Raw genomic sequence first — 12141 nt, 5'->3', positions numbered from 1 at the left:
GCACCTTGCTACGATGAAGCGGTAGCCATGGTCACCCCGCTCGACGCGGCGGGGGTGCGAGCGCCACCGGTGCGGAACGCCGCCCGGGCTCGTGGGACGAGACCGGGGCGACGAGACCGGTGAAGGGCACGATGAAGTTGCAGAGGTTCGCGCGAGCGCCGTTCATCTGGATCCCGCTGCTGCTGATCGCTGCGTTCGCGCTGGTATCACTCCTCGGACAGCAGGGCGAGCCCGAGCCGTTGTCCTACGACGCGTTCCTCGAGCAGGCGGCGGCCGGCAACATCGCCAGCTACACGGACTTCGTCCGCGACGGGCGCCTCGAGGGCGACCTCGCCGACGGCGGAGAGTACACGACGACGTACAACCCTCAGCTGAACCGCGAGGAGCTCGCGGACGTGCTCGAGGACGTCCGCGGTCGCGAGAGCTTCGACCGCGCCGACGTCGACAACCAGAGCGGCAGCGTGCTGGTGTCGATCCTGGTCAACCTGCTGCCGCTGGTGCTGATCTTCGGGCTGTTCTTCTTCCTGATGAGCCAGATGCAGGGAGGCAGCCGCCTGACCAGCTTCGGCAAGTCCAAGGCGAAGCTCGTCAACAAGGACGCACCCAAGGTCACGTTCGACGACGTCGCGGGCGCGGGTGAGGCGGTCGAGGAGCTCCGCGAGATCAGGGACTTCCTGGAGGACCCCAGCAAGTTCCAGCAGATGGGCGCCCGCATCCCCAAGGGCGTGCTGCTGTTCGGTCCCCCCGGTACGGGCAAGACGCTGCTGGCGCGGGCGGTCGCCGGTGAGGCGGGCGTGCCGTTCTTCTCGATCTCGGGTTCGGACTTCGTCGAGATGTTCGTCGGCGTCGGCGCGAGCCGCGTCCGCGATCTGTTCGAGCAGGCCAAGTCCAACGCGCCGGCGATCATCTTCATGGACGAGATCGACGCCGTCGGCCGCCACCGTGGCGCCGGCATGGGCGGCGGTCACGACGAGCGTGAGCAGACGCTCAACCAGTTGCTCGTCGAGATGGACGGCTTCGACCTCAAGACGGGTGTCATCCTGATCGCGGCCACCAACCGGCCCGACATCCTCGATCCGGCCCTGCTGCGACCCGGACGCTTCGACCGCCAGATCGTCGTCGACCGGCCGGACCTCGTCGGCCGGCGCGCGATCCTCGAGGTGCACGCCCGCGGCAAGCCGTTGTCCGAGGACGCGGACCTCGAGATCATCGCGCGGCGCACGCCCGGCTTCACGGGCGCCGACCTGGCGAATCTCGTCAACGAGGCCGCGCTCATCTCGGCGCGCGGTGGCAGCCAGGAGATCTCGATGGCGTCGATGGAGGACGCCATCGACCGCGTGATCGGTGGCCCCGAGCGCAAGACCCGCCTCATGGGCGAGCAGGAGAAGCGCACGATCGCCTACCACGAGGGTGGGCACACGATCGTCGGCCACGCCCTGCCGCACGCCGACCCCGTCCACAAGGTGTCGATCATCCCGCGCGGTCAGGCGCTCGGCTGGACGCTGTCGCTGCCGACCGAGGACAAGTACCTCGTCAGCCGCGGCGAGCTGATCGACCAGCTCGCCATGATGCTGGGCGGTCGCGTCGCGGAGGAGCTGACGATCGGCGACTTCACGACCGGGGCCTCCAACGACATCGCCAAGGCCACCGCGACGGCCCGCGACATGGTCACCCAGTACGGCATGAGCCCGACGCTCGGGCCGATCAAGCTCGGCCAGAACGACGGCCAACCATTCCTCGGCCGCGACTTCGGCCACCAACCGGATTACTCCACCGAGATCGCCGTCGAGATCGACCGCGAGATCAGGGCATTGATCGACGAGGCGCACGACGAGGCGCTCGAGATCCTGGTGCACAACCGCGACGTCCTCGAGGAGCTCGCCGACGCGTTGATCGAGCAGGAGACCGTCGAGAAGGACGAGCTCGCGACGATCCTGGGCAAGGTCCGTGCGCGGCCGTCGCGGGCGATCAAGCCGCTGATGAACGGCGACTCCGCGAGCGTCGGGCAGTCGGCCGTCGTCACCCAACTGCGCCGGTTGGAGCGCTCGGCCGCATCCGAGGGCTCACCGGGGCGCGATTGACGAGACGACCGACGAATTGACGGACATCGACGTGTTCCGTGACGGCGAGGCGCCGGCGTCGTCCGTACGCCCGGCGGTCGACGGCACGTCGCCGCCGGCCGGCTTCGACCACGACAAGATCCGCGCTGGGGTCAAGCTCCTGTTGGAGGGCATCGGCATCGACCCCGACGACCCGCGGGTGGTCGACACGCCCGGCCGGGTCGCGCGCATGTACGACGAGATCTTCGCCGGTCTGATGGTCGAGCCGTCGACGGTGATCGACAAGGTCTTCGATGCCGGTCACGGTGAGCTGGTGCTCGTGCGCGACATCGCGTTGGCCAGCGTGTGCGAGCACCACCTCGTGCCATTCGTCGGTCGGGCACACGTCGGTTACATCCCGAACGAGGGCGGTCAGGTGACCGGCTTGTCGAAGCTGGCCCGTCTGGTCGACGTCGTGGCACGACGTCCCAACATGCAGGAGCGCATGACCAACCACATCGCCGAGGCGATCGTCGCGGCGCTCGAGCCCCGGGGCGTCGTGGTCGTCATCGAGGCCGAACACCTGTGCATGACGATGCGCGGTGTGCGCAAGCCCGGATCGGTGACCGTCACCAGCGCCGTGCGTGGCATCATCCGCGACAACCCGGCCACGCGCGCCGAGGCGATGGCGCTGGCGATGGGTGCCCGGTTCCGTCCGGCCTAGCCGTTCCCGGTCGTCCGCGCGGACGATCCGTGGTGCGGCGTGCGGCTGGGACGGTGGGGTACCGTGCGTCGGCGCGTGGCACGAGAGGGGAGATCCGTGACGCCGCTGGTGCGCATCGTCGACGCGTCGCTGGGCAGCGAGGCGCAGGTCCGGCTGGTCGTGTCCGGCATCGACGATCCGGATGGCCTGAGGACGACGTGGGCGTCGTCGGGGGCGACGGTCGAGCGCATCGGCGATCGGCTGCACGCGACCACTACCGTCGTCGCGCTGGTGCGGGCCGCTGGCCGCAGCATGGACCGCCCCAGCGCCGAGCGGCTGCGTGAGCACGCCCTCGAGGCGGTGAACGCGTGGCTGGATCCCAGCCCGCAGGTCGTCGCGGGATCGCGGGCCGTACCGCTGGGGCCGCGTTGCGCGATCATGGGCATCGTGAACGTGACGCCCGACTCGTTCTCGGACGGCGGGGCGCTGTATCCGGACGGCCATCCCGAGCGGGCGATCGCCGACGCCGAACGGCTGCACGACGAGGGCGCGAGCGTCATCGACATCGGCGGCGAGTCAAGCCGGCCCGGCGCGGCGCATGTAGCGGTGGACGACGAACTCGCGCGGGCACTTCCGGTCGTCACGGCGTGCGTCGAGCGAGGGATGACCGTCAGCATCGACACCGTCAAGGCCGAGGTCGCGGAGGAGGCGATCGCCGCAGGGGCACGCATCGTCAACGACGTGTCGGGTGCGCGCTACCCCGAACTGCTGGAGGTGGTCGCCGCGTCCGACGTCGCGTATGTGCTGATGCACACGCGCGCGACCCCGGCGGACATGCAGCGCCACACGGCGTACGACGACGTCGTGGCCGAGACCTACGAGTTCCTCGCGGCAGGCCTTGATCGGCTCGAGACGTTCGGCATCGCACGCGAACGGGTGATCGTTGATCCGGGGATCGGGTTCGCGAAGGATCTCGACCACAACCTGGCGCTGTTGCGAGAACTGCGGCAGTTCCGTGGCATGGCACGACCGGTGCTGGTCGGCGCGTCACGCAAGACCTTCATCGGCACCCTGACGGGCGCCACGCCCGACGATCGGCTGGAGGGCAGCCTGGCCTCCGCCGTGCTCGCCGCAGTCGCCGGTGCCAGCATCGTGCGCGTGCACGACGTGGCGCAGACGCGTCGCGCGCTCGAGGTGACCGCGGCCGTCATGGAGGCGTCGCCGGCGTGATGGGCCGCCGGGATGCAGCCTGTCCCCGATCGGCGGTAGGTTGCGCTTCACCGCGCCCGTCGCCGGCGGGTGCCAGATCTCCCACGAGGCATCGACCATGAGCGACATCGGACGGTCCGAGCGCCGCCTCGTCGATGACCGACGCATCGCCAAGCCGACCGACACGATCGAGATCCGCGGGCTGCGGGTCCATGGGCACCACGGGGTCCACGACCACGAGCAGCTCACCGGTCAGACCTTCGTGCTCGACGTCGCATTGGACGTCGACTCGCAGATCGCGGCGCGTACCGACAGCCTCGACGACACGATCGACTACGCGATGCTCGTCGAGCGGGTCGCGGACCTCGTGCGCTCCACGCGGTTCAACCTCAGCGAGGCGTTGGGAGCGCACATCGCCGATGACCTGCTGACCATGCGCCGTGTCGCGGCGGTGCGGGTGTGCATCACCAAGCCGGAGCTCGACTTCGGTGAGGAGCTCGACGCGGTCGCGGTCACCGTCGTCCGCGTCCGCCCGGTCCACATCCGGTGAGCGTGCACCGTGCCGGTCCCAGCCCGGATCCTCGACAGACCACGCGTGACCGCCGGCAGCCCGGCAGCGCCCGTCGTGGCTGAGGCGTGGGTACCGCCGGGGCAGGAGGTGTTCGCATTCCTCGGTCTCGGCAGCAACATGGGTGACCGCCTCAGCAACCTGCAGGGTGCCGTCGACCGGCTGCACGCCGCGCGTGGCCTGCGTGTCGACGAGGTGTCGGCGGTGTACGAGACCGCGCCGGTCGGCGGCCCGGCGCAGGACGACTTCCTGAACATGGCCGTGCGGGTTGCCACCACGCGGTCGGCCCGCGGCCTGCTGCGTGCGTGTCAACGCGTCGAACGGCAGGCCGGCCGCGTACGCGACGTCCGGTGGGGACCGCGGACGCTCGACGTCGACATCCTGCTCTACGACGACAGGGTCCTCGCGACGCGGCGCCTGACCGTCCCCCACCCGCGCCTGGTCGAGCGGCCGTTCGCGCTCGTGCCGCTGATCGAAGTCGCACCCGGCGCAGTGCTGCCGGACGGCCGGTCACTGGTCCGCCTGCTGGCCGGCCTCGCGCCGATCAACGACGTCACGATGGTCGGTCGGCAGGTGGTCACTCCGTGACGGCCGGGAGCCCACGACCGGACGTGTCGACCGGAGCGGCGGCGCCGGACGCGCCGGGCCGGGTGTCGGGGGCGACCGTCGGCGTCATCGGTCCCGGCCGGGTCGGTACCGCACTCGCGTTGGCGCTGGTCGACGCCGGGCACCGTGTCGTGGCGGTCGCCGGCCGGACGGGACGCGCTCCGCTGTCGGCGGGTCTGGAGCGGTTCGCCGCGGCGGTCCCGACGGCCCGCGTCGTGCCGGCGACGGAGGTTCCCGCGACGGCCGACATCGTGCTGGTCACCGTCGGCGACGACGCACTGGTGGATGTGCTGCGCGGACTGGCTGCCGCGGACGTGGTCCGGCCGGGCGGACGCTGGCTGCACACCTCGGGTCGGCACGGGCTGCGGGTGCTGCGCCCCGTCGCGCTCGCCGGGGCGCATGTCGCAGCCTGTCATCCCGCCCAGACCTTCCCCACGCCCGAGGCGGGACGCGCCGCGCTGCCGGGCACGGCCTGGGCTGTGACGGCCGCCGAGGCGGATCGTGGGTGGGCCCACGACCTGGTGGCGACCGTCGGCGGTGTGCCGGTCGACGTGCGCGACGTCGACCGCGTGCGCTACCACGCGGCGCTGGCTGTCGGCTCGAACGGGACCAGCGCGGTGGTCGCGCTCGCGCGGGACCTGCTGCTGTCGGTCGGGGTCACCGACCCCGAGCGCTTCCTGACACCGCTCGTGCGTGCCTCGGCCCTGAACGCCGCAGCCCACGGTGCCGCGGCGTTGACCGGACCGGTGCGCCGCGGCGACGGTGGCACGGTCGACGCGCACCTGGCCGATCTGCGCGCGACGATGCCGGAGGCCGTGCCGGCCTACCGTGCGCTGGCGCGGCTCGCGTTGTCCTACGCTCGACGGGCCGGGCTCGACGAGGCGCGCGCCCGTGTGATCACCGAGATCCTCGACCCGGAGTGAGCATGCTCGTCGCCAACACCATCGTCGACCTGCGCCGCTGGCGCGCGGCCGCCGACGGTCCGGTCGGGCTCGTGCCCACCATGGGTGCGTTGCACGCCGGTCATCTGTCACTGGTCTCGGCCGCCCGGACGCGGTGCCCGACGGTGGTCGTCAGCGTCTTCGTCAACCCACTCCAGTTCGGCGACGCGAAGGACCTGGCCACGTACCCACGTGACCTGACAGGCGACCTCGACGAGCTGCGGGCCGCGGGTGTCGACGCCGTGTTCGCTCCGGACGCGGAGGCGTTCACGGACGATCTCGCGACCTCCGTCAAGGTCACGGGCCTCACCGACCGGTACGAGGGTGCCTTCCGGCCGGGTCACTTCGCGGGGGTCACGACGGTCGTCGTCAAGCTGTTCAACGCGGTCGGCCCGCACCTGGCGTTCTTCGGTGAGAAGGACTACCAGCAGCTCGCCACCATCCGCCGGATGGTGGCCGATCTGAACGTGCCGGTGGACGTCGTCGGACTGCCGACCGTCCGCGACGGCGACGGTCTGGCGCTGTCGAGCCGCAACGTGCACCTGACGGCCGACGAGCGGACGCGTGCGCTCCGCCTCTCACAGGCCCTGCGGGGCGCGGCCGCGGCGTGGAGCGGCGATGCCGACGCCGCTCGTGCCGCACTGTGGGGGGCACTGCGCGACGGCGACGGCATCGCGGTGGACTACGCCGAGGTCGTCGACCCCGACACCCTCGAGCCGCTGTCGGGTCCCGGCCACGACGCCGCACGGGCGCTGGTCGCGGCGCGCGTCGGCGGGACGCGGCTGATCGACAACTTGCTCCTCGCGCCGGGAGAGGCGGTGGATGACCGTGGTGTGCATGCTGCATCCGTCGAGCACGTGGACGGCGGGTGTGGCGGCGCGACTCACAACGGCCCAGGGAATGTCTCCCGAGGGCGTTCGCGTGAAGGACGCCCGTCAGCCGGTGACCGTGCGACGCACGACGGCCCAATCGAGGGGGCGTAGATGCTGCTGGCGATGGACATCGGCAACTCGCAGACGGTGGTCGGTGTGTACGACCGCACCGAACTGCTGCGGCACTGGCGGGTGTCGACGCAGCGGCACCGCACGGCTGACGAGCTGGCGTTGCAGCTGCAGGGACTGCTGACGTTGATGGGCCTGTCGTTGACGCGCAGCGTCTCCGGTGTCGTGATCTCATCGGTCGTGCCGCCCCTGACCGAGGCGTTCCGCCAGATGGCGGACCGCTACCTCGACGTCACGACGCTCGTTGTCGGTCCCGGCATCAGGACCGGGGTCGCCATCCGCATGGACAACCCGCGCGAGGTCGGTGCCGATCGGCTGGTGAACGCGCTGGCGGCCTACGACAAGTACGGAGGTCCGGGCATCGTCGTCGACTTCGGGACAGCGACCAGCCTGGACGTCTACGACGACACCGGGGCGTTCGTCGGCGGCGCGATCGCGCCGGGCGTTCAGACGTCGATGGCGGCGCTGTCCGCCCGCGGTGCGCAGCTCGGCGCCATCGAACTGGTCAGGCCCGCGCGGGCGATCGGGCGCAGCACCGTCGAGGCGATGCAGTCGGGCGCGAGCTACGGCTTCGCCGGTCAGGTCGACCGGTTGATCGAGGCGATCGCCGCCGAGCTGCCGGCGCCGCCGGTCGTCGTGGCCACCGGTGGGATGGCCGGACCGATCACCGAGCTGTGCCGGCACATCGACCACCACGATCAGTGGTTGACCCTGCGCGGGTTGCGGCTGATCTGGGAGCGCAACAACTGACGCGCAGTCGACCGCGTCGTGCGGCCGGCGTGTCCGATGACACGGCATGCTGGTGCCCGACGCGCACCACGACGAGGAGCACCCATGCCACGGTCCGCCGTGATCGCCATCGCGGTGCTCGGTGTGGTGGCGTTGCTGGTCAGCACGACCTTCGCGCTCGTGCGCTCCGGCCAGCTGCTGAGCACGCGTGCCGAGCTCGCCGCCGCGCGCGGCGACCTCGCGGAGCTCCGGTCGGAACAGGCCGCCGACGGCGGCGCGGGCGCCGCCGAGGAGCCGGCCGAGCCGCTCGACGACCTGCTGAACGGAGAGGCGGGCGAGGCGCTGCGCAGCCTGTTCCCGGAGGACGCCGGCGGGCTGGAGGGCCTGCTGGATGACGACACCGCGCGGTTGGCGCGCTGCGTGCAGCAGGCCGGCGCGCCCGGCACACGGGACGTGCCCGACGGCCGGACGACGCAGCAGGTCGGGCTGATCGCCGACGCCGTGGAGGACCTGCGGTCACTGCAGTTCGACCGGGAGCCGTCGCCCACCCTGCTCGACGCCGACGCGATCGCCCGCCGCGTCGCCGACCGGGTCCGCGAGGAGTACGCCGCCGGTGATGCCGACGACGACGGGCGTCTGCTCGCCGCCCTCGGGGCGGTCGCGCCGGACACCGACCTCGTGGAGCTGCAGAGCGACCTGCTCGCCGGGCAGGTCGCGGGCTTCTACGACACCGAGACCGAGGAACTGGTCGTGCGTGCCGATCCGGCGCAGGACGGTCTCGATCCGACCGCCCAGACCGTCGTCGCGCACGAACTGCAGCACGCGCTGGCGGACCAGGCGTTCGAGCTGCCGGTCGACACCTTCGAGGACCTCACCGACGGCGATGCTGCGCTGGCGGCCCTGGCACTCACCGAAGGTGACGCGACGCTGGCCCAGCAGCAGTTCACGGTGGTCGGGCTCTCGATCGACGAGCAGCTCGGGCTGAGCGCCGACCCGGATGCGCGCGCGGCGCAGCGGCGACTCGCTGACGTGCCGCACTACGTCGCGCGGAGCCTGGACTTCCCCTACCTGGCGGGACTGCGCTTCGCCTGCGCCCGCTACCTCGAGGGTGGTTGGGAGGCGGTCGACGCCGCCTACGATCGGCTGCCGGAGACGAGCGCCGAGATCCTCGATCCGCAGCGCTACCCGACCGCCGCGGTCGACGTCAGGGATCCGGGTGATCCCGGCGGGGACTGGCAACGCCGACGCGCCACCACGTTCGGTGCCGCCGATCTGCTCTGGCTGTTCGAGGCGCCGGGTGACGACACGTCCCAGGCGATCGACGGTCCGCGCGAGCAGGCGCTGGCCTGGACCGGGGGCGAGTTGACGCTGTGGACCGACGAGGACGCGACGGCCGTTGGTCTCGCCCTCACCCAGACCGCGGACGGCCCGTTGTGCGACGCGCTGGTGACGTGGTACGAGCGCGCCTTCCCCGCCGCCACGGACGCCCCGACGCGCCGCGACGAGCGCATGATCCGCGCAGGCGACGATCAGACCGCCGTGATCACGTGCGTCGACGAGGACGTCCGCATGGGCATCGGACCCGATCTCGACACCGCGCGGGCCCTGGTGCGCTGAGACGCGGTGGTCGACGGCCGCGTGCCGACACGTTCCGGCGTCCAGGTGTCCGGCCGGGTCGACGTCAGATCCAGCCGAGCATCCAGCCGATCGACACGAAGACCAGCCACAACGTCATCGTGAGCAGCAGCTTGAGCCAAAACTGCTTCATCGCCGCTCAACCGCCGAACAGCGTGCCGAACTGGTCGACGACCGTGATGAAGGAGAAGTAGCCGAAGAACAGCACGGTGAGACCCATGACGACCAGTCGGTAGCTGCGCAGCTTGATCTCCCTCGGTAGCTTGCCCCAGTTGAGCTGGATCAGCAGCGCCGAGTAGATGAACATCACGACGCCGTTGATCGAGGACGAGATCACCAGCAGCACCAGCGGCGCGTCGACCACCGTCAGCAGCACGATGGCACCGAACACGATCTCGGCCCAGATCACGACGAAGTAGATGCGGCTCTCGGACCAGTTGTCGTTGTCGCGCAGGAAGTCGACCTTCAACACGTCGGCGGTGATGCGACCCATGTGGTCCAGCACGCCGAGGTTCGTCGACAGCAGCACGACGATGCCGGTGACCCAGAAGAACTGCCCGAACCACGGCGCGACGGCGTCCTGCAGCGCCTCACCCTCGAGCTTGATGAAGTCGAAGTTCTCCGCTTCGCTGCCGGTGCCGATGGTCGCGTACGTCAACGCCGACATCAGCAGGATCGACACCCCGCCGATCACCAGGAACATCCAGAACTGCTCGTGGTTGGCGACCTTCCACCAGCCGTTCCAGCGCCGCATGTTCTCCTCGTCGCGGTGGAAGAAGTAGCCGGTCGAGACCATCGCCTCCTCTTCGCCGGTGAAGGGCGACACGATCCTTGGGATGCGCGCTCCCATGCCGAGGCCCTTGTCGCGGATCCAGTTGGACTGCACGAGGTTGACGGTGCCGCCGGCGCCGGCGAAGGCCAGCGCGCCGAGCAGGGTCGCGGTCGGGATGTCGGCCGGGACCTGGCCGAAGCTGACGACACCCCGGGCGAGTTCGACGTAGGTGTCGCCGTCGATCGCGACGATCACCGCGACGACGAGGAACACCACGATGAGCGCGACGAGCACCATCTGGAACTTCTCGACCATCTGGTACACGACCGGCGAGACCGTCAGCGCGATGCCGATCGCGACGAGCGCGGCGATCGTGATGAACGGAACAGCGTCCGTGCCGGTGCCGAGCACGAACGTCAGCGCGGTCGACGCGCCGGTGGCCCAGCCGGGCCACCCCCACGAGATCAGGGCGAGCGCCGCCATGATGACGCCCCACGGCTTCCACAAGCGCGTGAACCCGGTCACGGCGGTCTCGCCGGTCGCCAAGGTGTAGCGCTCGATCTCCATGTTGATGAAGTACTGCATGGTGATGCCGACCATCGCCATCCACATGGCGACCAGGCCCACCTGCGAGGTGATGAACGGCCAGAGCACGTACTCGCCAGACCCGATCGAGGTCGCGAGCAGGATGACGCTCGGACCGACGATGTGACGGAACGTCCTGGGCTCGGGCAGATCCGCGTACGGGATGCCCGGCAGGTTGCGCGACGGGATCTCGGCAGCGAGCGCCTCACCGGATGGATGTGTCTGCGACGCCTCGGACATACGCCCCCCTCATGGCGGTCGTGTCACAGATGCTGGTCTGACTCTACATGGCGCATGCACGCAGCAGAAGGGGTGACATGCAGAACATGTAGCGAAAACCGACAGATGGAGGGGTGTAGGCCGTCGGTCGCGGCGGGACGCTCGCGGTGTCGGCAGCGCACTCCGCGTTCCGCCGCCCCAGAGACGACACGCAGTGTGGTGACCACATGAGCGACCAGCACATCGGCTTCATCGGCCTCGGGATCATGGGTCGGGGGATGAGCCGCAACCTGCTCGACGCCGGGTTCGGGCTGACCGTGTGGAACCGGACGGGGCAGCGCGCGGAGGCGATCGTGGACGCGGGTGCCACGTGGGCCGACGCGCCGGCCGCGGTCGCCGACGCCGCGGACATCGTGATCATCTGCGTCAGCGACACTCCCGACGTCGAGCAGGTGCTGACCGGCGACGACGGCGTGATCCACGGTGCGACCCCCGGCACGCTGGTCGTCGACTGCTCCACCATCAGCCCCGCCACGACCAGGGCCCTCGCGTCGACCCTGGCCGAGCGCGACATCGCGATGCTGGACGCGCCGATCAGCGGGGGCAGCGAGGGTGCCGCGCAGGGCACGCTGTCGATCATGGTCGGCGGTCCCGCCGAGCAGTTCGAGCGCGCACGTCCCGTGCTCGACGCGATGGGTCAGACGATCACCCACGTCGGCGAGGAGCACGGTGCCGGGCAGGCGGTGAAGCTGGTCAACCAGATCCTGGTCGTTCACAACATGCTCGGCGTCAGCGAGGCGATGCTGCTGGCGGAGGCCGAGGGCCTCGATCTGGAGCGCACGCTCGCGGCCGTCAGCGGCGGCGCCGCCGGCAGCTGGATGCTGTCCAACCGGGGCCCACAGGTCGCCGCGCGCGACTGGTCGCCCGGTTTCACGATCGATCTCCAGCAGAAGGACCTGAGGCTGGTCCTCGAGGCGTTCGAGCGGCTGCAGCTGCCCGCCGTCGGCACCGCACTGATCAGCCAGCTGTACGCGACGCTGCAGCGACGCGGCCTCGGTGGGGAAGGCAACCACGCTCTGGTCAGGGCGCTCGAGCATCTCGCCGGCGTGCGGGTCGGCGGCTGAACCCGGGTCG

11 protein-coding genes are annotated in these 12141 nt (G+C 70.6%); 10 read left to right on the top strand and 1 reads right to left on the bottom strand.

The annotated features are described in order from the left end of the window. Positions 1-131: 131 nt before the first annotated feature. The 9 genes from ftsH to VFZ70_03385 all read left to right on the top strand — a co-directional run bounded on the left by ftsH (position 132) and on the right by VFZ70_03385 (position 9413). Complete coding sequence (gene ftsH, locus VFZ70_03425; protein HEX6254841.1) at positions 132-2081, top strand: ATP-dependent zinc metalloprotease FtsH; 1950 nt, start codon at positions 132-134, stop codon at positions 2079-2081. Between the two features lie 16 nt (positions 2082-2097). Beyond that, entirely contained in the window at positions 2098-2763 is a 666-nt protein-coding gene (folE, locus tag VFZ70_03420) for a GTP cyclohydrolase I FolE (protein ID HEX6254840.1), read from the top strand. Between the two features lie 96 nt (positions 2764-2859). Beyond that, positions 2860-3972 carry a dihydropteroate synthase gene (folP, locus tag VFZ70_03415; protein HEX6254839.1) on the top strand — a complete coding sequence of 371 codons (1113 nt, stop codon included), beginning with the start codon at positions 2860-2862 and terminating at the stop codon, positions 3970-3972. Positions 3973-4069: 97 nt separating this feature from the next. Continuing rightward, positions 4070-4501, top strand: coding sequence for a dihydroneopterin aldolase (folB, locus tag VFZ70_03410; protein ID HEX6254838.1), 432 nt, complete (start codon positions 4070-4072; stop codon positions 4499-4501). A gap of 45 nt (positions 4502-4546) precedes the next feature. Continuing rightward, the gene (folK, locus tag VFZ70_03405) at positions 4547-5107 is read left to right on the top strand and encodes a 2-amino-4-hydroxy-6-hydroxymethyldihydropteridine diphosphokinase (protein HEX6254837.1); all 561 of its coding nucleotides are present in this window, start codon (positions 4547-4549) and stop codon (positions 5105-5107) included. A gap of 23 nt (positions 5108-5130) precedes the next feature. After that, complete coding sequence (locus tag VFZ70_03400) at positions 5131-6048, top strand: DUF2520 domain-containing protein (GenBank protein HEX6254836.1); 918 nt, start codon at positions 5131-5133, stop codon at positions 6046-6048. A gap of 2 nt (positions 6049-6050) precedes the next feature. After that, positions 6051-7049, top strand: coding sequence for a pantoate--beta-alanine ligase (gene panC, locus VFZ70_03395; GenBank protein ID HEX6254835.1), 999 nt, complete (start codon positions 6051-6053; stop codon positions 7047-7049). Then, positions 7050-7817 (top strand): type III pantothenate kinase, encoded by a 768-nt coding sequence (locus VFZ70_03390; GenBank protein HEX6254834.1) that lies wholly within the window; start codon positions 7050-7052, stop codon positions 7815-7817. A gap of 84 nt (positions 7818-7901) precedes the next feature. Further along, complete coding sequence (locus VFZ70_03385) at positions 7902-9413, top strand: hypothetical protein (protein HEX6254833.1); 1512 nt, start codon at positions 7902-7904, stop codon at positions 9411-9413. A 157-nt stretch (positions 9414-9570) separates the two neighbouring features. Here the strand turns inward: VFZ70_03385 and VFZ70_03380 are convergent, their stop codons facing one another. After that, a complete protein-coding gene (locus VFZ70_03380) occupies positions 9571-11028 on the bottom strand; it encodes an Nramp family divalent metal transporter (protein HEX6254832.1) in 1458 nt (485 codons plus the stop codon). A gap of 146 nt (positions 11029-11174) precedes the next feature. On the opposite strand from VFZ70_03380, the gene VFZ70_03375 reads away from it, so the two are divergent. Continuing rightward, on the top strand, positions 11175-12131 hold the full coding sequence (locus tag VFZ70_03375) for an NAD(P)-dependent oxidoreductase (GenBank protein ID HEX6254831.1): 957 nt from the start codon (positions 11175-11177) through the stop codon (positions 12129-12131). Positions 12132-12141 lie beyond the last annotated feature (10 nt).

Source organism: Euzebyales bacterium (genome assembly GCA_036374135.1).
In the GTDB taxonomy this organism is placed as follows: Bacteria; Actinomycetota; Nitriliruptoria; order Euzebyales; family JAHELV01; genus JAHELV01.
The sequence above is the reverse complement of the archived record's forward strand: the minus strand, read 5'-3'. Positions and strand labels throughout refer to the sequence as shown.